16 protein-coding genes are annotated in these 20,982 nt (G+C 50.0%); 5 read left to right on the top strand and 11 right to left on the bottom strand.

Annotated features, from left to right (window positions below; genetic code table 11):
• Positions 1–106 precede the first annotated feature (106 nt).
• The 5 genes from ACN0UY_RS09480 to pilM are packed head-to-tail and all read right to left on the bottom strand — an operon-like array spanning position 107 to position 5,021.
• Positions 107–2,248, bottom strand: a complete 2,142-nt coding sequence (locus tag ACN0UY_RS09480; protein WP_417666531.1) for a type IV pilus secretin PilQ — start codon at positions 2,246–2,248, stop codon at positions 107–109.
• Positions 2,248–2,784, bottom strand: a complete 537-nt coding sequence (locus ACN0UY_RS09475; protein ID WP_417666529.1) for a pilus assembly protein PilP — start codon at positions 2,782–2,784, stop codon at positions 2,248–2,250. The genes ACN0UY_RS09480 and ACN0UY_RS09475 overlap by 1 nt, the downstream gene beginning before the upstream one ends.
• Entirely contained in the window at positions 2,781–3,371 is a 591-nt protein-coding gene (locus tag ACN0UY_RS09470) for a type 4a pilus biogenesis protein PilO (protein ID WP_417666527.1), read from the bottom strand. The genes ACN0UY_RS09475 and ACN0UY_RS09470 overlap by 4 nt, the downstream gene beginning before the upstream one ends.
• A 1-nt stretch (position 3,372) precedes the next feature.
• Positions 3,373–3,966 carry a PilN domain-containing protein gene (locus ACN0UY_RS09465; RefSeq protein WP_417666525.1) on the bottom strand — a complete coding sequence of 198 codons (594 nt, stop codon included), beginning with the start codon at positions 3,964–3,966 and terminating at the stop codon, positions 3,373–3,375.
• Positions 3,954–5,021 carry a type IV pilus biogenesis protein PilM gene (gene pilM, locus ACN0UY_RS09460; RefSeq protein ID WP_417666523.1) on the bottom strand — a complete coding sequence of 356 codons (1,068 nt, stop codon included), beginning with the start codon at positions 5,019–5,021 and terminating at the stop codon, positions 3,954–3,956. Before pilM ends, ACN0UY_RS09465 begins: the two co-directional genes overlap by 13 nt.
• A 213-nt stretch (positions 5,022–5,234) precedes the next feature.
• On the opposite strand from pilM, the gene ACN0UY_RS09455 reads away from it, so the two are divergent.
• Positions 5,235–7,697 carry a penicillin-binding protein 1A gene (locus tag ACN0UY_RS09455; protein WP_417666521.1) on the top strand — a complete coding sequence of 821 codons (2,463 nt, stop codon included), beginning with the start codon at positions 5,235–5,237 and terminating at the stop codon, positions 7,695–7,697.
• Positions 7,698–7,718: 21 nt separating this feature from the next.
• Here ACN0UY_RS09455 and metL read toward each other — a convergent pair whose 3' ends face one another.
• The gene (gene metL / locus ACN0UY_RS09450; protein ID WP_417666519.1) at positions 7,719–10,169 is read right to left on the bottom strand and encodes a bifunctional aspartate kinase/homoserine dehydrogenase II; all 2,451 of its coding nucleotides are present in this window, start codon (positions 10,167–10,169) and stop codon (positions 7,719–7,721) included.
• Positions 10,170–10,387: 218 nt separating this feature from the next.
• Here metL and metJ point away from each other — a divergent pair, with 218 nt between their 5' ends.
• Positions 10,388–10,717, top strand: a complete 330-nt coding sequence (gene metJ / locus ACN0UY_RS09445; RefSeq protein WP_417659193.1) for a met regulon transcriptional regulator MetJ — start codon at positions 10,388–10,390, stop codon at positions 10,715–10,717.
• Between the two features lie 24 nt (positions 10,718–10,741).
• Here the strand turns inward: metJ and argH are convergent, their stop codons facing one another.
• The 5 genes from argH to argC are packed head-to-tail and all read right to left on the bottom strand — an operon-like array spanning position 10,742 to position 16,545.
• A complete protein-coding gene (argH, locus tag ACN0UY_RS09440) occupies positions 10,742–12,583 on the bottom strand; it encodes an argininosuccinate lyase (RefSeq protein WP_417666517.1) in 1,842 nt (613 codons plus the stop codon).
• A gap of 3 nt (positions 12,584–12,586) precedes the next feature.
• Positions 12,587–13,810, bottom strand: a complete 1,224-nt coding sequence (locus tag ACN0UY_RS09435; protein WP_417666515.1) for an argininosuccinate synthase — start codon at positions 13,808–13,810, stop codon at positions 12,587–12,589.
• The gene (argF, locus tag ACN0UY_RS09430; RefSeq protein WP_417666513.1) at positions 13,807–14,721 is read right to left on the bottom strand and encodes an ornithine carbamoyltransferase; all 915 of its coding nucleotides are present in this window, start codon (positions 14,719–14,721) and stop codon (positions 13,807–13,809) included. Before argF ends, ACN0UY_RS09435 begins: the two co-directional genes overlap by 4 nt.
• Before the next feature lie 43 nt (positions 14,722–14,764).
• Entirely contained in the window at positions 14,765–15,529 is a 765-nt protein-coding gene (gene argB / locus ACN0UY_RS09425) for an acetylglutamate kinase (RefSeq protein WP_417666511.1), read from the bottom strand.
• On the bottom strand, positions 15,526–16,545 hold the full coding sequence (argC, locus tag ACN0UY_RS09420) for an N-acetyl-gamma-glutamyl-phosphate reductase (RefSeq protein WP_417666509.1): 1,020 nt from the start codon (positions 16,543–16,545) through the stop codon (positions 15,526–15,528). The genes argB and argC overlap by 4 nt, the downstream gene beginning before the upstream one ends.
• Before the next feature lie 348 nt (positions 16,546–16,893).
• Here argC and rpmE point away from each other — a divergent pair, with 348 nt between their 5' ends.
• The 3 genes from rpmE (at position 16,894) to priA (ending at position 20,879) form a co-directional block, all read left to right on the top strand.
• Complete coding sequence (rpmE, locus tag ACN0UY_RS09415; protein ID WP_128352648.1) at positions 16,894–17,115, top strand: 50S ribosomal protein L31; 222 nt, start codon at positions 16,894–16,896, stop codon at positions 17,113–17,115.
• 258 nt (positions 17,116–17,373) lie between these two features.
• On the top strand, positions 17,374–18,618 hold the full coding sequence (locus ACN0UY_RS09410) for a malic enzyme-like NAD(P)-binding protein (RefSeq protein WP_417666507.1): 1,245 nt from the start codon (positions 17,374–17,376) through the stop codon (positions 18,616–18,618).
• 86 nt (positions 18,619–18,704) lie between these two features.
• Positions 18,705–20,879 (top strand): primosomal protein N', encoded by a 2,175-nt coding sequence (gene priA, locus ACN0UY_RS09405; RefSeq protein ID WP_417666505.1) that lies wholly within the window; start codon positions 18,705–18,707, stop codon positions 20,877–20,879.
• Positions 20,880–20,982 lie beyond the last annotated feature (103 nt).

Genomic DNA, 20,982 nt, shown 5'->3' with positions numbered 1-20,982 from the left:
TTATTTAACTAGCTGTGACTCACGGAATCCGGAGTGTCTCAAGACCTTCCTTTACCCAACCAAAAAGATGCGCGATTATCGCAAGTCACAGCTATATAAGCAAGGTTTACGGATTATTCGTTACAATTCTTGGTGTCACGAATATCAACAATTCACGTTTTTCGTTCACCTGACTATCGGTACGGAACAATACCCCAACGTACGGAATATCGCCAAGCAACGGTACTTTTGAAATATCATTCAAAATTTGCTGTTGGTAAATGCCGCCAAGTACGATGGTTTCGCCATTTTCAACCAATACCTGCGTACCAATTTCTTGCGTATCAATTGAAACAGCAGGACCGGTTGGCGTGCTAACCGTTTCACCACGAGTATTTTGAGTGATGACTAAGTCCAAAATAACACGATTGTCTGGGGTGATTTGCGGCGTTACCTTCAAGCCGAGTACGGCCTTTTTGAACTGCACTGAGGTGGCACCTGACGAGGCACTTTCCACATATGGGATTTCAGTACCTTGCTCAATGTAAGCTTCTTTCTGGTTTGCTGTGGTGATGCGCGGACTGGCAATTATTTCACCTTTGTTCTCGCGCTCTAAAGCAGACAGTTCAAGGTCAAGCAAGCGGCCATCGGCCAGTTTTGCGACCTGGAAGCCAATGGTTGCAGCGGGTGAGGCAATCGGTAAATTAACGTTAAAGTCGCCAGTTACGTTGGTTCCGGTACCCCATGGTGGCGGTGTGGAGGTGTCCAGCGCAGGTTCGCTAATGCCCCAGAGTATACCCAGTTCGTCACTAATATTGTCACGTACGGTTACCATACGCGCTTCAATAATGACTTGCTTAACCGGTACATCCAGCACTTTTACCATGGCTTTAACGGTTGCAATTTGTTCTGGCGTATCACGCACTAACAGAGTGTTGGTACGCTCATCAACGGTTACTGCTCCGCGCGTTGACAGTAAATCAGAACTATCAGTACGCAGAATCTGGGCAATTTCGTCAGCTTTGGCATAGTTAATTTGAATGTATGAGCTTTCCAGAGGCGTTAGGTCTTGCATGCGCTGCTGACTTTCGAGCTGCTCCGCTTCACGTCGGGCCAGTTCTGAGGCTGGCGCGACAATCAAAATATTGTCGTCGTAACGCTTATCCAGGCCTTTAACCCGCAAGATAGTCTCAAGTGCGCGCTCCCATGGCACATTCTCAAGGCGTAACGTGATATTGCCGGTTACGGACTCGCTGGCGACCAAGTTGAGGTTGTTTTCATCTGCCAAAATTTGCAGCAACTGGCGCACAGGAACATCTTGGAAGTTTAATGAAATTGGCTTCTGGCTTGATTGCGCCTGAGCTTCGGCAGCATCAACTTGCGGAGCTTCCGCAAGGTTGAGTCGCAAGTAGCCATCGATTTGCTCAAGCTGATGCTTAAACTTGCGTTTACCGGCAATTTTTATCCGGCTGTGGCGTCCTTCACGGAAAGTTTCAACGTAAGCAACAGGGGTCGCAAACTGGCTGACATCAAGCACATACAGGAGATCTTCAGGCAACTGGGTGTCATACAGAATCAGTTCAAGATCATTGCCTGCCACACGCGCTTCATGTTCAACATTGTCTTTATTCAAGGCAATGCTTAATTGACCGACATCATTGGGCAAGCGGAAGAAATTAATGTTGGTTACCGCTGTTTTGTCTGAAACTTGCTGGCTGTCCGTGCGAACTTCAGCGCGTTTAGCTGGCTCACTTGCAGCTTTTGTTGGCGCAGGTTCGGGCTTAGCTTCAGCAACCTTATCAGCTTTGGCGGGCGCAGGCTTCGCCGGTTGTGGTTTTGGTGCCGCAGGTTTGCTAGCAGCGGGTTCGGTGGCTGCCGTTTGCATTGTCTCATCTTTGCTGGCAACGAACACCATCACCATAACTTCGCCAAAGCGGCTCATTAGATTTTCCAGTGGCTTCTTGGTGTGTACGCGAACGAGCAAGTCTTCACGTTGTTGCTCAATTTCAACGTAATCTAAGAGTGGGTGTTCGCTTAAATTTAAACGGCCATCAGGCATGTTGGCACGGGTGCCTAGTAACAAGAACTCATGCAAGTTAGCGTCATTATTGCGACGGACAACGGGTGACTCGACACGTTTGGAAAAGTGCGCCTCTAAGTTAAAGCGATCTTTATTTAACGCAATCTGCTCAACCCGTAAAAGCTCGTTGGCAGATACCGTCAGCGGCAGCAAGAGCAGGAGACATAGGGTACGGATTAAGTGCTTCATTAGTTCGAGCTCCTTTGCGAGTTCAGCAAGGTTAGCGATACGTCACGTTGTTGCCAGCAGCCATCGCCGGTAGCCAGCCATTCACGAATCGAAATTTGTTGTGGAGTAATAGAGGTGATGCGGCCATTGTCGAGCCCGACAAAATCACCACGTTCTACCCGGAAAAGTTTGCCTTCGTTTGAGACTAACAAGGCAATTAATTGACCATTGCCTGAGCGCATGGTGCCGCTTAAAGCAAGTTGATCAAGCGCGACGCCTTCTAAGCCACCTCGGGGTGACCCTAGCGTTGGCTGCGGGCAATTTTGTCCCGTGGCCTGCGCTGCATCGCCACGCAATGGCGTTGGCTGAAATGGGTTACGAATGTCCGCACCGGTATATTCAATGCGTTCCAGTAACGGCAACTCGGGTGGTGGGCTAATGCCAGGCTTGGCGCGCTGTTGCACTTCGGCCGTAAATTGTTCCAAATCTTGATGACCGGTTGGTGCGCAACCAGCCAGCAAACTCAGTGCGACAATTGAGAGCATAAAACGCATCATGGTTGTGCCCTCAATGTTTGTTGACGATAGGTTTCAGCATTTACTGACAGGTTCAAGGTGCCTTCATCATCTTGTAACTGCATTTTGAAATTCTTGACGCTGATAATGCGGTCAAGCCCAGACATCTGCCCAACGAAATCACCAATTTGGTGGTAGGCCCCGCGCAATTCAATCCGCATAGGTAGTGCTGTATAGAATTCGCGTGGCTGCGGGTTAAGCCATTCAATGCGATCAAAACGCAGCCCGCTGCGCGTACCAATTAAGCTGATGTCATCAAGTAGCTTCGGCGTTTCGTCATCATTGGGCAGCATATTTAAAAGCGTTTCAAGGTCGCTATTTAAGCGAGCTAACTGTTCACGGTACAGCGGCAAGTTGACCGCCGTTTGATACTTGGTTTGGTAATCTTGCTTAAGCTGGGTTTCTCGCGCCACCTCACGTTTATAGTTGGCCCATTCGTCCGCCAAGATAAAGTGATAGCTTAACCCCAGTACCGCAACACCAACGACGGCAAGTATCGCCATCCGAAACGGGCGCGGCCAAAACGGCAGCTCGTTAATGTCGAGTTCACGTAGGCTGTCCATACTCATGTTATTTCTCCGCCTCCGTGGTTGTTGGCGGCACAATGGTAACCACCAAAGAAAATGCATCGTAATCGGAATTCGCTTCACGTGAACCACTGCGGTTACGGTTGCCGACTGTGGCTGAGGTAACACTGCGTAATTCTGGGTTTTCAAATACCGGTGAATCTTTCAGGTCGCGTAAAAATTCAGACACGCGATTATTTGAAATACTGCGACCGCTGACTATGAGTTGCAGATCACGTTTTTCGAGTGAGTGCAGGTAAACACCATCAGGGGTGCGTTCAGTTAATTCATTGAAAATGGTAATTGCAGTGTTGCGGTCTTCATGCAACGACTGAATCAGTTTAATGCGGTTTAATATTTCTTGTTTTTTCTTGTTAATGTTGCTGATTTCAGCAATCTGGCTATCTAAAACTTGGATTTGTGACTGCAAAAAACCATTGCGACGTTGCTGGTAGCTTTTATAGTCACCGATCACCATGTAAGCGGCGCCAAATAAAACGCCCGCAATGCCTATAGCAATACCGATATGAATGCCGAATCGTGTTTTTGCGCGCTGGCGCGCCGTTTCGCGCCATGGAAGTAGGTTTACATGTGCCATGTTGCGAAACTCCGAAGCGCCAGGCCAATCGCTTCAACAAAGCGCGGGCCGTGATTTTGAAGGTGCGACAGTTTGCTTGGCAAAATAAAATGCTCAAACGGATTTAGCGCATGTACCGGGTACTCAACTTGATCGCTCAGTGCTTCAGCAACCATCGGCAGCATGGCACCCGTGTTGATTAACAGAATTGCAGAAAAACCTTTATCGGCCGCATTGCTTTGGTACATCTGCACACCGCGACTAACTTGGTTCCACAAATTACTTAAGAAGTCTTGAATAATCAGTGATGGAAAATCGTCGATGTCTCCGGACCGCAATTTCGCCATGATTTCGCCATGGTCGATAGTGCCGTCCTCGTCAAGCGCAGCAAGTAGTTGTGCTAAACCACCTGACTGGAAGCGGTTAAACGCAACCTCGCCATGATGAATAACAACAATCTGAATGGCGCTGGTGCTGATATCGAGAATTAAATACGGCAATTTACTTTCTAGAATTTCTGGGTGCATGTGCGGCAGCAAATGACCGCAAGCACGGGCAATGGCCTGATTGTCCACATCCATAATGCCTACCTTGTAACCGGCACCTTCAAGCGCTTGCACGCGGCTGTCGACGCTTATGGTGCGCGTGGCCGTAACTAATACACGTTGCTGGCCTGGTAGGGTTTGGTGCTCGCCTAAACTTTCAAAGTCGTAACGCACTTCATTAATGGGGAAGGGAATAAGTGCTTCGGCCTCACTTTCAATTTTTTCCGCAATGGCTTCGTCATCAAGGTCGAGGCTCATTGGTACTTGTTTCGAAATTGCTTGGTTACCAGATACCGCTGCAACGGCAACACGGGTGCTGCCCATACGCTTACGCACCTGCGTAATTGTCTTCGCAAGTTTCTCGATATCGGTAATCTCGTCATCGGTAATTAAATTCTTCGGTAGTGATGCTTCCGCCACATGTGTAATGTCGTAAGTATCCCCGCTGGGCATCAGCTCAACGGCTTTAACTGCATCCGAAGCAATATCAATTCCAAGACCTGGCTTTTTTCCCAGACCAAATAGCCCCATAATGCTCCCCTGAAGTGAACCGATTTGTACGGCATTATATTATTAAAATTGTTCTATGCCGAACCTCATATTAAGCAGAAAGGTAAGCATTGTGCAAAGTTCTTTGCACTTTCTAAATAAACATTACGTTTCTTACCTTATCTTTCTATAATATGAGCGTAAAATGCGCAACCTGTAAAACAGTATAGTCGAAAGGAAAAAAAGGGGTTTTCATTGAAAATTTTTAAGTGGGTGCTTGGAGTATCCGTAGCGCTAGCTATTTTCGGGACGATAATCGTTGCTGGCTTATACCTTTATTGGGAAGACGAGCTTCCAAGTGTTGCCGAGCTGAAAGAAGTGCGCCTGCAAACCCCTATGCAGGTGTACTCGTCAGACGGCGAACTCATTGCACAGTTCGGTGAAATTCGTCGAATTCCGCTGCAATTAGAAGAAATACCCCAGCCGTTAATCAACGCTTTCTTAGCCACCGAAGATCAACGCTTCTATGATCACTTCGGCATTGACCCCATCGGCGTGGCACGTGCTTTCTTTTTAATGGTGAGTTCTGGCGAAATTCAAGGCGGCGGTAGTACGATTACGCAGCAGTTGGCGCGAAATTTCTACTTAAGCTTTGATCAAACGTGGACGCGAAAAATTAAAGAAGCATTTATTTCGCTGCGCATGGAAAAAGAACTGACCAAAGATGAAATTCTTGAATTGTACCTGAATAAAATCACCTTCGGGCACCGCGCCCACGGTGTTGGCGCGGCTGCGCAAGTTTACTATGGTAAGGATGTTGCCGACTTAAGTTTGGCCCAAATGGCGATGATTGCCGGCTTACCGAAAGCGCCTTCCACCATGAACCCAATTTCGAATCCTGAGCGTGCGCGAGAGCGTCGCGCTGTGGTGTTAGGGCGTATGTTGGCTGAGCGGGTTATCAACCAGCAGGAATACCGTGATGCGTTGGCTGAGCCAATCGAGACGCGATTGCATGGCGCTGAAGTAACCATGAGCGCACCTTATTTGGCGGAAATGGTGCGCGCAGACATGGTTTCTCGCTATGGTGAAGACGCAACCTATAACGGTGGCTTTAAAGTGTTCACCACGGTGAATGCGAAACAACAACGTGCCGCCCAACGTGCTGTTCAGCTTAACTTACATGAATATGACGAGCGTCATGGCTATCGAGGTGCTGAGCAAGTGTTGTGGCAGCCCGAAGAAAGCGCGTGGGAACATGATGCCATTCGCGAGTTTTTGCGTCAGCAAGAGGCTATCGGTTTAACCGTGCCGGCGGTTGTTCTGGGTGTAACGGAACGCGCCGCTTTGGTGCTAACTGCGAGTGGTAGTCCACGAGAGTTACCTTGGCAAGGTATTGCTTGGGCTCGCCCCTACATGCATGCAGATCGTCAAGGTGCGGCGCCGAGCACCGCGGCTGAAGTGTTAGCGCCGGGCCAGTTGATTCGTGTACGCGCTACAGAGAACGGCTTACGCTTGGCGCAAGTGCCTGAACCGAGCGGTGCAATTATTTCATTGCGCCCTCAAGATGGCAGCATTGCTGCGGCTGTTGGTGGGTACAGTTTTGCCATTAGCCAATACAACCGCGCCATTCAAGCGGAACGTCAAGCTGGTTCGAATATCAAACCGTTTATTTATTCAGCGGCCTTAGAAAATGGTTTCACGTTAGCTACCTTGGTGAATGACGCGCCAATTAACCAATGGAATCCGGGTAGCGGTATCGCCTGGCGCCCCCGCAACTCGCCTGATGTTTATGAAGGGCCGATACGAGTGCGCCAAGCTCTGGCGAAATCTAAAAACGTGGTTTCTGTGCGTTTGATACGCTCATTGGGCATTGATACCACCGTTGAGTACCTCACGCGGTTTGGTTTTGCGATTGATGAATTGCCACGCAATGAATCCTTGTCGCTGGGTTCTGCTTCGATGACACCGCTTGAAGTTGCGCGCGGGTATGCGGTATTTGCCAACGGCGGCTATTTGGTTAATCCGTACTTTATTGAACGCATTGTGGATAACAATGAGCAGGTGGTATACACCGCCCGCCCAGCTGTTGCCTGCGTATTGTGTGAAGATGAGGAACGCGAAGTGGTGCAAGCACCACAAGTAATCACGGAGCAAAATGCATACTTGGTCACCCAAGCCATGAACTCAGCAGTGTGGGGTGGCGGTAGCTGGCAGCATCGCACCGGTTGGAACGGCACCGCATGGCGTATTCAACGCTCAAAACCCATTGTTGATTTAGCGGGTCGCAACATTGTTGGCAAAACCGGTACTACCAACGACAGTAAAGATACCTGGTTCTCAGGGTTCGTTAGTGGCTTGGTGACAACAGCATGGGTCGGGTTTGATAACTTAGAGCGCGCGCTGGGTAGCACCACCATGAATGAAAATCTGGATAGCAGTGAACAGCCAATCAGCGGCGCTGAAGGCGGCGCAAAAACGGCATTGCCAATGTGGATAAATTACATGGAAATCGCGCTTGAAGATGCAACGATTGAACCGTTTCAAGTGCCGCCAGGGCTGGTTATGGCACGTATTGATTTAGAAACCGGCAAGCTGAGTCGTAAGAGTGATTACACCACGCGATTTGAGTATTTCTTGCCGGGCACGGCACCGACTGAATACGCAGATGCGAAATCGTCTTCAAAGGATATTTTCTCAGAAGACGATTCTATATTCTAAGCGTTGAAAGCCTGTGCGTTATTAACCTTGATGCCGGTTACTGAGGCGACTCAGTAACTGGTTCAGGTCAGATTGCACACCGCCTGCTGTCACTTCTTTACCCGCACCAGGACCGCTAATAACCAGCGGCATTTCATGATACCAATCGGTATAAATGACAAAAATATTCTCACCTGGAATCAGGTTGGCGAGCATATCGCCCTCTGGAATATATTCGATGCCAACCCGAGCGCGCACCTGATCATTCTCCTGCACTGCGAAACTGGCGAGCAATCGCGGCACTTTGCCAGTTTGCTGTGCATCCAGATACAAGTGATGCATGGCATCATCGAGTTCAGGCAAGCGCTGCATAAATTCATCCAGTGGGATATCTTCGAGCTGTTCGGGCAGCAAACTCTCAACGTCGATGTCTTTCCAGTCCAGCTTCAAGCCAATTTCACGCGCCAAGATAAGTAATTTACGTACGATGTCCTGGCAGGTTAAATCTTCACGTGGATCCGGCTCACTCAAGCCACGCATTTTCGCTTCGCGTACTAAGTCACTGAATTTCACGTCAGCGTTAAAATTTTCAAACAGCCAACTCATGGTGCCTGAGAAGATACCGGAAATACTGCGAATGGTGTCGCCTGAGTTGCGCAAGTCATTTAACGCATAATTTAACGGCAATCCGGCGCCTACCGTGGTGTTGTAATACCACTCGCGTTCGTACTCGCGCTGGATAGTGCGTATTTCCTGATACTGCGATTCACCGGATGCGCCAGCGCGTTTGTTGGCACTGATAATATGCAACCCGTTGGCAAAAAAGCTCGGATACAGCTGAGCAACCCCTACGGAGTCGGTTAAATCAAGCATCACCAATTCATCATACGGGGCATTCGGCAGCTCAGGAATAAGTTGGCTCAGCTCATACGGGCGTGCGAACTTATCGAAACTGGCCTCCCAGTCATCCAGTTCAACGCCGTTGTAGTCCAGCCACATGCGGGTTGAGTTCAAGATGCCAATAATGCGCACGTCCATTTGCTCGTTAATCCGCTCACGTAAGCGACGGTAGAGCGAAAGCCAAGCGCTACCAATATTACCGCGGCCAACCACTAACACGCCCAAACTGCGGCGATAATTAAAGAGTTGGCTGTGTAAACGGTTTAATAAGCGGTTATCAAGCTTTTGCTCCAAAATCGCAATAACGGAGTTGCTGTCGGGCGAAAATGCCAAGCGACGCAAGTTCTGCGCGCTCAGTTCGGTTTTAAACGTCCCGTATTGGTCGCTTTCCTGAATGCGTGCGCCAACCAGCGCAATCATCGAGTACCCGGCCATTTGCACCACATGGTCCGCTTTGTCGACTTGCTCCAGCCACCGCTCCATAAACTCTAAATGGTTTTGATGGTAGGCATAGTAGGCGTGGTGCTGGGCGACTTCGTTCCAGCTGATTAACGGCGTTAATTCAAGAGCTTCGAATTGCTCAACTAATTTTGGATCGCTCAAATCAACTCGAAATAGCACTACATCGGCTAGCGAAGTCAGCACCTTACCCTTTGGCTCAGTGTCGTTGTATTGGCCAATGCGGGTTTGTTGATTTTCAACCTTCAAACTGGAGCGTACAGCAATTACCATGCGCTCGCGGTTAACCGGTTGAAAAGTGCGTGGATGCAGCACAGGGCTACCCAAGCGCGCCAGTTCTTCGGCTTCTTGCCAATCAATAGTCGGTAAGCTCACCACCCGTTCAACTTTACGCGGGTCAGCGGAGTAAACACCGGCTACATCTTTCCAAATAGTTACTTGCTTAGAGTCAATCAGGCTGCCGACCAGCGTAGCTGAATAATCACTGCCGTTACGGCCTAGAATAAGCGAATTACCGTCAGGATCGGCACAAATGAAACCAGTAACAATGAAGCGTGTGCCAGGGTGCGGTGCTATGCGGTTGAGTAAACCGGCACGGGATACGTCAACGCGAATGTGTGGCTCAGGGGCGTCATCGGCAACTAAAAACGTGCGGGCATCAATGTAGTCTGCAGTTACGCCTTGTTGCTCGAGCAACGCGGATAATAAACGTGCACTCCATAACTCACCATACGAAAGCAATTCTGGGCGACGTTTAATTTCTTCCTGATCGTTTAACCACGCGTACCAACGTTTAAAGTCGGTTTGCGACTGCTGCAACACGCGCGCTTGCACGTCACCGTTGAGCAGTTCATGAATCAGGCCTTGCTGATATTTTTCGAGTTGCTTTAGTAGAACCTCGGCGACACCTTTGTCGTCCGATTTCGCATCAATAATTTCGAGAATGCGGTTGGTGGTGTCACCCGCTGCCGAAACCACAACCAAATCGCTGGCGCCGGCATATTCGGTAACGATACGTGCCACACGACGGTAACAGTACGCATCAGCCAAGCTGCTGCCACCAAATTTGTGAACTTGAACCGTATCGGCCACGGCTTGGATTTGCTCTGGGGTAACTTGAACCTCAACCGTCATGATGCGCGTGCGTTCTCCTGTAAGAAACCTAATTAAGAAATTGATTATACTGTGCGTTTTTGTGCCAATAAAGCGCCATTACGCAAGGTTAGCACAAAAAGACGTATAGACAGCTATGCGTATAAAGTTGACTGTGCCAAATTCGCCAGTACAATTCACCACATTGTGCAGGGTTTTTTTAGTCACGCAGCAACACTTAGCAAGTAAAGGGGCGCAGTATGGAATGGGACGGCGATTACATCTACCCGTATGTGGAACACGGTAAGAAAAGTGAGCACGTGAAGAAAATAACCGTGTCGATTCCCACGCGCGTACTCAAAGTGCTCACTGATGAGCGTACCCGTCGGCAAATTAAAAACTTACGCCATGCAACCAATAGCGAATTGCTTTGTGAGGCTTTTTTGCATGCGTTCACCGGGCAGCCACTGCCAACCGATGATGACTTACGCAAAGATAACCCTAACAAAATACCCAAAGCCGTGCGCGAAGAGCTAACGCGCCGTGGCCTGCCAATTCCAGACGACGCTGAGTTCGACGAGGTCGAATAAGCAAAAATACTGCTGTAGAAAACCCTACAGCAGATATTCCAGTGCCGTTTCGTCGCAATTGTCTTTGCGTGGGCACAATTCACAGTCCTTCATGACTTTCTCCGGTAACTTTTCTTTCAGCGTAATGCGGAAGTTAAGTTTGCCAAAAAATTCAGGTACCCGAGTCAGCACAATGGTGCGGGCAATGCCGAGTTCACGTGCTTTCCAAAGCAAAAATGCCACCAGCTCAGCGCCTAAACCCTTGCCTTGAGCATTCTTAAATAGGCCAAGACTGCGAATCTCAGCCAAGCCCGTGCTGTACACATACAATGCCGCACAGCCGACCACCTCGTCATTGATTTCGGCCACGGCAAAACTTTGAATCGCTTGCAGCACGTCAGCTTTATCACGCGGCAAGTTTTCGCCTTGATCAGCCCAGTAAGCAATTAGTTCACAGATTTTATCTGCATCACTTAAACGTGCTTGGCGCACATGTTTGCTGGCGGCCTCGGCAGCGTGCAACCAATCTTGCGCATGTTTTACGGCAACTTTTACAGCCTTAGGCGCGGTACCCCCCATGGCTTGGCGTTGATTTAAGCCATACTGCAAATCCAAGCTGGCATACACATCCGCATCGACAGCTGGACAAACCCGTTGAAACTGCTCAAGCGTAAGCTGCTCTAGCGCGATACCAAGTTGTTGCGCGTTCACCACCAAGGTGCCGGTCATATGATGTGCGTCGCGAAAAGCGACACCCTTGCTGACCATATAATCGGCCAATTCAGTGGCGTTGCTATAGCCCAAAGCCGCCTGCAATGCAGCATGCTCACGGTTCACGGTGAGTTCTGGTACTGCAAACGCAAGCATCTGCAGGCATTGCAAGTAACTATGCAGGGCATCAAATAGACCCTCTTTGTCTTCTTGCATGTCTTTGTTATAGGCCAGCGGCAACCCTTTTAGAGTCACTTGCATGGCATGTTGATGGCCCAACACGCGGCCTGTTTTACCGCGCAGCAATTCAAACAAGTCGGGGTTTTTCTTTTGCGGCATCAACGATGAACCACTACTAATGCTATCGCTCATGCTGAAGCAGCCAGATTCACCGGAGCAATAGAAAATAACGTCTTCAGCCAGACGCGATAAATGAATCATACCGGTGCTGGCGGCGTTCAATAGATCCAGTACAAAGTCACGATCCGACACTCCGTCGAGGCTGTTTTCACTGGCATACCGAAACCCGAGTTCATGTGCGAGCGTTTCGCGATTAATGCTTGCAGTAGTACCCGCCAGGGCACCACTACCCAGAGGGCTAACATCCATGCGGCGCACTGCTTCACGCAGCCGGCTAACATCGCGCTGCAACATGCTGACGTAGGCCATAGCCCAGTGCCCCGCTACAATCGGCTGTGCCCGCTGCAGATGGGTATAGCCGGGCAACATGGCATCTGTATACTGCTCTGCAAAGATGAGCAAGTTTTCAATGGCGGCCAAATTGGCCTTGATCAGATGCTCAGCGAACTGTTTACAGAACAAGCGTAAATCGGTTGCCACCAGGTCGTTACGACTACGTCCGGTGTGCAGTTTTTTGGCTGTTGTACCAATGCTTGCTATCAGCTGCGCCTCGACCCAGCTATGAATGTCTTCTGCGTCTGTCTGCAGCGGCAACTCGGGCTCAGCAGCAACGGCTTTGGCCAACGCCTGCAGAGCTTGCTGCAACTGCTGGTTTTCTTCTGTTGAAATGAGCCCGGCACTTTGCAGCGCGCCTGCCCAGGCTCGTGACGCTTGAATATCAAACGGTGCCAGCACATAGTCGAACCGCAGCGAGTCGTTAAATTGTTTGAATTCAGCAGCGCTCGGCTGACTGAACCGTCCACCCCATAAACTCATGGTCTACTCCTTGCCGCCGTTAGTGTGTGCATGCAACGCACGAATACGGCTGGCCAAACTGTAGAGACGAATAAAACCTTCAGCATGTTGCTGGTTGTACACGTCATCTTCATCAAAAGTTGCGAACGCATTCGAGTATAGACTGTTTGGGGAGCGCTTCTGGGTGACTGTTGCTTGTCCCTTGTACAGCTTCACCACAATGTCACCGGTCAGAGGTTCGGCAACTTTGGTTGCAGCAGCCAGCATGATGTCTTTGAGTGGGGTAAACCAGCGACCGTCATACATCAGCTGGGCAAATTCATTGCCCAAGCGAATGCGATAGTCTTGCGTGGTGCGATCAAGCACCAAGCTTTCTAAGCCTTGTAGCGCAGTATAGAGTACTTCACCGGCTGGCGTTTCATAACAACCCCGCGACTTCATGCCAACCAAGCGGTTTTCCACCATATCCAATCTGCCGACACCATGTGCGCCAGCTAACTGGTTCAGGTGCAAAATAGCTTCGACCGGTTGAAATGGCGTGTCATTAATCTGAGCGAGCTCACCATGCACAAACGAAAGCTTGAGGTATTCAGGCTGGTCAGGTGCTTGTTCCGGTGCAATAGTCCACGTCCATACTTGTTCGGTTGGCTCATTCCAAGGGTCTTCCAATTCACCGCCTTCGGTAGAAATGTGCCAAAGGTTGGCATCGCGGCTATAAATTTTGGTCGCCGATGCACTGCAGGGAATATTGCGCTCAGCCAAATAAGCTAAGAGTTGTGGGCGCGAACGCATGTGCCATTCGCGCCACGGGGCAATCACCCTGAGTTCAGGTGCTAAGGCAGCAAATGCAGATTCAAACCGAACTTGATCGTTACCCTTACCAGTGCAACCGTGTGCCAGCGCGTCAGCACCCACTTCACGAGCTACTGCAACCTGTGCTTCAGCAATAATCGGACGCGCCAGCGCGGTTCCCAGTAGGTACTGTCCCTCATAAATCGCGCCGGTTTTAAGCGTTGGGTAAATCACCTCACGGGCAAACTTGTCTTTTAAGTCAACGATGTGGCAGCTGCTGGCGCCTGAAGCAATAGCCTTTTCTTCAACGCCAATCAGTTCATCATCGCCTTGGCCAACATCAGCGACAAAGGCGACCACTTCACAGTCGTAGTTTTCTTTCAGCCACGGCACGATGGCCGAGGTGTCTAAGCCACCTGAGTAAGCTAAAACAACTTTGTGAACGGACTTACTCATGCGTGATCTCCTTCAAATAATGTAACTAAAATAGCGTTTTGGGCGTGTAGCCTATTTTCTGCTTGGTGCAGCACCAAGCTACCGGCACCATCAATCACTTCAGTGGTAACTTCCCGTCCACGCGAAGCTGGCAAGCAATGCATAAAGAACTTGGCACCCAGGCGTTGCATTAAATCGTTGTTCACTTGGTATGGCGCAAAGTCATGCATCACGGCATTGTTGTCTCGCGTTTGCCCCATTGAAAACCAGGTGTCGGTGTAAATGGCATCGGTTGGCTGCAATTCGCTCAAATCATGTAGCACGGTAATCTGCGCCCCTGTTTGTTGCGCTTGTTGCTGTGCTGCCTGGAATTGTTCGGCATCCGGTTCATAACCGGGAGGTGTAACCACCTGCAGTGACATACCCACCAGCGCAGCGCCGGCTATTAATGCTTGGCACACATTATTGCCGTCGCCAATGTAAGTTAAATGCACCTTGCTTAAGTCGCCAAATTGCTCTTGCAGGGTGAGCAAGTCGGCTAGAGCCTGGCAAGGGTGACAGCGATCACTTAGTGCGTTGATCACAGGCTTATTCGAAGCCTGCGCCAATTCTGTCAGTGTGTCTTGTGAATACACCCGCGCGACAATGGCATCGTGCCACAGTGCTAAATTCGCACCCACGTCGCTGGCGGGCTCGCGTTCGCCAATCAGATGCTGGGCGTCAAGATAGATGCTGTGGCCGCCAAGCCGGTTAATACCTGCAGCAAAGCTGGCGCGGGTGCGCAGCGATGGCTTTTCGAACAGCAGGGCAATACTTTTGCCTTGCAAATAAGTAGACCAAGCCGCTGGACGTTGTTTCATAGACTGCGCCCGCTGCAATAAATCTGTCGCTTGTTGCGGATTAAGATCCTGCAATTGAAGTAAATCGTTCATCTGTTTAATAACCTAATAAAAGAAAATGAAAATCAGCGGCTACTTAGAGGTGGATGCGGGTTCCGGCTGCTTTACCCTGTGCCAATCGGGTTAGCGCTTTGGCGTTTTGCCAGCCGGCCACCGCGATGCTTCGTCGCGATGCTTGCGCGGCTTGAACCGCAGCGTTGAGTTTGACCAGCATGCCATCGCGCACTGTGCCGTCGGCAATGAGTGCTTCGGCGTGATCGATAGAGATACTGTCAATGAGCGCACCGTGTTTATCTAAAATTCCGGGTACATCGGTGAGTAAAACTAAGTCCGCGTCGAGTAGTTGGGTGATAGCCGCTGCAGCAAGGTCTGCATTGACGTTAAGGCGTTGGCCGTCAGCCGACACGCCGATAGAACTCAAAATGGGTACATAGTTATGCGCTAATAGCAGCGTGAGCAACGCGGCATTGTTCGGGAAGGGCACGCCGACCGCACCGCGGCTACTATCAATATCACAGCGTACGGACTGTCCGTCGGCTAAGGTAAGGCCCACCGCATTTAACTGGTGCTGTTGTGCCAGCGCAACCAACTGCGAGTTAATATCACCCGCTAGAACACCCGCAACAATTGGCATCTGCGCAGTAGGCGTGATGCGTTGTCCGTCTACTTTTAAGCTGGTGTGCCCTAACTGCAGCAACATCTGTTCAACTTGGTCGCCACCACCATGCACCAATACCAACGGACGTAATTGGGCAAGTTGCTGGACTGTGCTGAGCAATGCGGAAAGATTTTTAGCGTTTTGCAGCACACGACCGCCTAACTTGAGTACGAGTGTGTTCATACCACACCTCCGCGCGAGGTCAGGCCTAAGGTTGCTGGTAATTTAAAGTAATTGTTGGCCAGTTGAACCGCCTGTGCTGCAGCACCTTTGAGCAAGTTATCAATGGCGGCGCACAGAATAAGCTGTTGGCCATGAACAACGGCATGAATGTCACAAAATGCGGTACCCACAACGTCGTTAATAGCTGGAGGCTGCTGGCGTATGCGCACCAGCGGATGTGCTGCATAAGCGGTTTGAAAAGCTTGTTCAACTACCTGCTGGGTTACATCTGGGGCTAGTTGTGCATAAATAGTGGCCAAAATACCCCGCTTAAAATTACCGAGGTGGGGCACGAATAGCACGTCACTGCCAATACTTTGCGCAATTTCAGGTTGATGCCGGTGCTGTGCTACGGCATAGGCAGCCAGACTCACTTCACAAAAGCTGGTGTGAGCCGCTGCTTTTTTTCCTGCGCCCGAAACACCGCTAACGGCATTCACAATGGGCGTTCCCTGAATAAATTCCATCACAGGCTTTAACGCAAGTGCGGCAACCGTTGGGTAGCAACCGGGCACCGCAATAAGCTGCTCGCAGCCCTGCAACGGCGTCCATTCAGCTAAACCATAAGGAATATGTTTGGGCGTGTCAGCCGCACGCTTAAAGCCGTAGGCCTGTTCATGCACAGCGTTATCGTTTAAGCGAAAAGCACCGGAAAGATCAAATACAACCAGTCCAGCTTTAATTAATTGGGGAGCAAGCTGTGCGCTTGCTTCATGGGGCAGCGCTAAAAAAACCACCCGAACTTGCTGAGCGAGTTGGCTCAGCAAATCCGAGTGCCAAGGTTGCAGAATGACATCAAGCTGTCCCGTTAACTGGGGATACAAACTAGCAATAGGCTCTGCTTCTTCACGTGCGCTAGAAGAAAATGCATGGATAAGTGTGAATTGTGGATGGTTATGCATTAGCCAAACCAGCTCAACGCCACTGTAGCCACTTGCGCCAAATACTGCACACGGTATTGTATTGCTGTGCTCCACTAAAAAACCCACTCAACCATTTAAGAAATAACTTGGTTGAATAATAGTGCATATAAATTCATAAAACAAGAATAAAAATACATAATTCGTTATTCGTGTTTCGTATGCTTCGCTGTTCGTCCGCTCGGCTTCGCCTCACTATTCGTTGATATTACGAACAGCGCGAAGCGCGGACGAACAGCGAAGCGCACGAATAACGATCAACGCTCTTGATCTTGAGGCCCTTGGCGCTTATAATTCGCGCCCTAATTTGCTGCGTTGATTAATAAAGCAACGCATTTTTTAAACACAATTTGTATGGTATCCGGCAATAGATCGGATGGCGATGCAGCCTAACGAGGTAATCCCATGAAAGCAGGTATTCATCCAGAATATGTTGAGCTGAGCGTATCATGCTCTTGTGGTCATTCTTTTGTGACCAATTCAACCAAAGGCGGCGAGTTGCACTTGGACGTATGTTCAGAGTGTCACCCATTCTACACTGGTAAGCAGCGTATTATGGACACTGGCGGTCGTATCGAAAAATTCAACAAGCGTTTCGCAGTGTTGGGTGGCAAGAAAGAGTCTTAATTCAGGCACTTCTGCACAGATTTACAAGAAAGGCGCCAGAAGGCGCCTTTTTTATTTCCAACTTTCCCTCTAGCCAGCGGTTTCATTGAAAAAACCGATGGTGTCAATTTATACAATCCAAAATCTTCAAAGCTTTTAATAAGCTATTATCAGGTAAGATGTCTTATTGAGTGGATTCCCTCTACAATGTGGAATATTCATAGACGTTATTTTCTCTATTCCTGTTTTCTCTATATCTAAAATAGGTATGCTCATATTATGACCGACTTTCGCAAGCAAGCTTTGGATTATCACGCATATCCAACCCCTGGAAAAATAAGTATTGAATTGACCAAGCCGGCTGAAACCAGCAAAGACTTGGCGCTAGCGTATAGTCCGGGCGTAGCAGAGCCGGTTCGAGCCATTGCCGAAAACCCTGACGATGTTTATAAGTACACCGCCAAAGGCAATATGGTCGCGGTTATCTCTAACGGTACGGCAATACTCGGATTAGGTAATCTCGGACCCATGGCCTCCAAGCCAGTTATGGAAGGCAAGGCGTTATTGTTTAAGCGCTTTGCGGGGCTTGATTCGATTGATATCGAAGTAACCCATCGCACCACCCAAGACTTTATTAACACCGTGGCCAACATCGCGGATAGTTTCGGCGGTGTTAATCTGGAAGACATTAAAGCCCCGGAATGCTTTGAAATTGAACAAGCGCTGATTGAGCGTTGCGAAGTGCCAATTTTTCATGACGACCAACACGGTACTGCCATCGTCACTGCGGCTGGCCTTTTAAATGCGTTGGAGATTCAGGGTAAAGATTTGCGCAAAGCTCAAATCGTTTGTCTGGGTGCTGGCGCTGCGGCCATTGCATGCATGGAATTGCTGATTAAATGCGGTGCGCAACGCGAGCATATTTATATGCTGGATTCCAAAGGCGTAATTCATACCCGCCGGGAAGACCTGAACGAATACAAAGCACTATTTGCCAACAACACCGATAAGCGCACGCTTGAAGAAGTGATTACGGAAGCCGATGTGTTTGTTGGCGTGTCGGGGCCTAACCTCTTGTCACCAGATGCGTTGAAACTGATGGCTGCCAAGCCAATCGTTTTCGCCTGCTCGAACCCTGATCCGGAAATTAAACCAGAACTTGCCTTGGCGGTACGCGACGATTTAATCATGGCCACCGGCCGATCAGATTATCCAAACCAAGTGAATAACGTGTTGTGCTTCCCGTTTATTTTCCGCGGTGCACTGGATGTTCGTGCAAAAGCCATTAACGATGAGATGAAACTTGCCGCAGTTGAAGCAATTCGCACCTTGGCGAAAGAGCCTGTTCCAGAGGCGGTTATGAAAGCTGCGGGCGTTGATAAACTGGAATTTGGTACCGAGTACATCATTCCAAAACCACTTGATCCGCGTTTGCGCACACGGGTTTCACGCGCAGTTGCTGAAGCCGCAGTAGCTTCTGGCGCCGCCCGCATCGCGTTACCCAAAAATTATATGAAGGATTAACGTCGTTCTTCGTTACCGTTCTTCATTAGTAACTCAATCACGAATAACGATTAACGATCAACGATTAACGCGGTAAACTCTGGCGCATGGCATTTATTATCCAAATCGCGCTGCCCGTTCCATTGCCGCGCCTCTTCGACTACGACAGCGATACCCTTCCTGCGGTGGGTGCGCGTGTGCGCGTACCGTTCGGCAAACGGGAATTAGTTGGCGTTTGCGTGGGTGAGGCCAGTGCCGCTGATGATAGCTACCAACGCAAGGCAGTTATCGAAGTTATCGATGAGCATGCCGTATGGCCCGCACCAATGTGGCAACTGCTGAACTGGGCATCTGACTACTACCATCACCCTTTGGGTGACGTAATTCAAAACGCCTTACCCGTATTGTTACGCCAAGGCGAGCGTGCCAGCTACCAAGCCACCACCCGTTACCAAGTGACTGAACAGGGTGCGGCGGTTGCGTTGAACGATTTAAAACGCGCGGTGCAACAGCAGCGACTATTGGCGGCATTGCAACAACAAGCATTGCTGAGTCGCGATATCCGCATGCAAGAGTATTCGCCATCGGCTCTCAAAGCGTTGCAAGAAAAAGGCTGGGTTGAAGCGGTTGAGCACATTCCTGCTGCAGCACAAAGCTGGCAATTTGAAATTGCGGCTGAACCGTTGCAACTCAACCCTGAGCAAGCGCTCGCGGTGGCAGCTATCGGCGCGGCCAAGCAAGCGCAAACCTATTTATTGCAAGGGGTAACCGGCAGCGGCAAAACCGAAGTTTATTTGCAAGCTATGGCAGACGTTCTGCGCCGCGGCAAACAAGTGTTGGTGTTGGTTCCAGAAATTGGCCTTACGCCACAAACATTGCGTCGCTTCCAAAAGCGATTTGCAGTGCCTGTGGTGATGTTGCATTCCGCCTTGAGTGACCGCGAACGCCTTGATGCATGGCTTGACGCGCGTGCTGGCAGTGCGGCCATTATAATTGGTACGCGTTCGGCAATATTCACACCCTGCAAAGCGTTGGGCATGATTATTGTTGATGAAGAGCATGATGGCTCGCTCAAGCAGCAAGATGGCTTTCGCTATCACGCCAGAGATATTGCTGTGATGCGCGGCCATGAAGAGCAAGTCCCGGTAATTTTAGGCACGGCCACCCCTTCATTAGAAAGCCTAAACAATGCATTGAATAAGCGCTATGCGCACCTGCAATTGAGCCAGCGCGCGGGGCAAGCAATCGCCGCCAAGCATGTGCTGATGGATATTAAGAATTTACCGCTGAAAGCGGGGCTATCACAGCCATTGATTCAGCTGATGGGCGAGCACCTTAAGGCTGGACAACAGGTGTTATTATTTTTAAATCGGCGCGGATTTGCGCCCGCTCTGTTGTGTCATGAGTGCGGATGGCTGGCGCAGTGCCGACGCTGTGATGCGTATTACACGGTGCATCAAGGCAAGCGTCAGTTGCAATGCCATCATTGCGGCGCGCAGCAGCCCATTCCAAAGCAGTGCCATGACTGCGGCTCGACCCAGCTGATTGGTCGTGGCGTCGGCACGGAGCAGTTGGAACAAACCCTGCACGAGAAGTTTCCTGACTATCCGGTATTGCGCATCGACCGCGACAGCACCCGCAAGAAAGGAAGCTTGCAGCAGCACCTAGAAGACGCGCGCGACAATAAATATCCAATTCTGGTGGGCACTCAAATGCTCGCCAAAGGCCATCACTTTCCGGATGTCACCTTGGCGGCGCTGCTCGATGTAGACGGAGCACTTTACAGTGCTGATTTCCGCGCGGCAGAGCGACTCGGGCAAATGTTCACCCAAGTTGCGGGACGTGCCGGCCGGGCCAGTAAACCGGGTACCGTGGTGCTGCAAACGCACCATCCTGAACATGAATTGATTCAAGATTTGATCAACAACGGCTACAGCCACTTTGCAGAAACCGCGCTGCGGGAGCGGCAGCTAACGCATTTGCCGCCATTCAGTCAGCATGCTTTATTTCGCGCTGAAGCAAATAACAGCGAAGTGGTTATCGCCGCTTTAGAAGGCATTGCAAAGTTATTCCCAGTGCGTGATGACGTGATTGTGCTTGGCCCAATACCCGCGGTGATGGAACGTCGTGCCGGGCGCTACCGTTATCAATTGCTGCTACAAACTGAGCAACGCGGCTTGCGCGCGCAACTATTGCGCTATGTATTGCCCCACTTAGAAAAGTTACCGGAACTGCGAAAAGTACGTTGGTCGCTAGACATCGACCCACAAGACTTCAGTTAGTCCGCAAAAGCATATAAAATGACGAGCAAATGCGCTATCAGCCGTTAGCTATCAGATATTAGCTAAAATGACTGCAGCGCCCTTACTAGTATCCAATAGCTAA

This window comes from Pseudidiomarina sp., assembly GCF_048268165.1.
In the GTDB taxonomy this organism is placed as follows: Bacteria; Pseudomonadota; Gammaproteobacteria; order Enterobacterales; family Alteromonadaceae; genus Pseudidiomarina.
Note: the sequence above shows the minus strand (reverse complement) of the source record. Positions and strands in the feature narration are given on the sequence as shown.

Bases quoted from the DNA above. Each gene is read 5' to 3' on its own strand.
- metJ (WP_417659193.1), top strand. From the start codon at position 10,388: ATGGAATGGGACGGCGATTACATCTACCCGTATGTGGAACACGGTAAG.
- pilM (WP_417666523.1), bottom strand. From the start codon at position 5,021: ATGGGGCTATTTGGTCTGGGAAAAAAGCCAGGTCTTGGAATTGATATT.
- ACN0UY_RS09465 (WP_417666525.1), bottom strand. From the start codon at position 3,966: ATGGCACATGTAAACCTACTTCCATGGCGCGAAACGGCGCGCCAGCGC.
- argF (WP_417666513.1), bottom strand. From the start codon at position 14,721: ATGAACGATTTACTTCAATTGCAGGATCTTAATCCGCAACAAGCGACA.
- priA (WP_417666505.1), top strand. From the start codon at position 18,705: ATGGCATTTATTATCCAAATCGCGCTGCCCGTTCCATTGCCGCGCCTC.
- argB (WP_417666511.1), bottom strand. From the start codon at position 15,529: ATGAACACACTCGTACTCAAGTTAGGCGGTCGTGTGCTGCAAAACGCT.
- ACN0UY_RS09435 (WP_417666515.1), bottom strand. From the start codon at position 13,810: ATGAGTAAGTCCGTTCACAAAGTTGTTTTAGCTTACTCAGGTGGCTTA.
- ACN0UY_RS09475 (WP_417666529.1), bottom strand. From the start codon at position 2,784: ATGATGCGTTTTATGCTCTCAATTGTCGCACTGAGTTTGCTGGCTGGT.
- argH (WP_417666517.1), bottom strand. From the start codon at position 12,583: ATGAGTTTATGGGGTGGACGGTTCAGTCAGCCGAGCGCTGCTGAATTC.
- ACN0UY_RS09410 (WP_417666507.1), top strand. From the start codon at position 17,374: ATGACCGACTTTCGCAAGCAAGCTTTGGATTATCACGCATATCCAACC.
- rpmE (WP_128352648.1), top strand. From the start codon at position 16,894: ATGAAAGCAGGTATTCATCCAGAATATGTTGAGCTGAGCGTATCATGC.
- ACN0UY_RS09470 (WP_417666527.1), bottom strand. From the start codon at position 3,371: ATGAGTATGGACAGCCTACGTGAACTCGACATTAACGAGCTGCCGTTT.
- metL (WP_417666519.1), bottom strand. From the start codon at position 10,169: ATGACGGTTGAGGTTCAAGTTACCCCAGAGCAAATCCAAGCCGTGGCC.
- ACN0UY_RS09480 (WP_417666531.1), bottom strand. From the start codon at position 2,248: ATGAAGCACTTAATCCGTACCCTATGTCTCCTGCTCTTGCTGCCGCTG.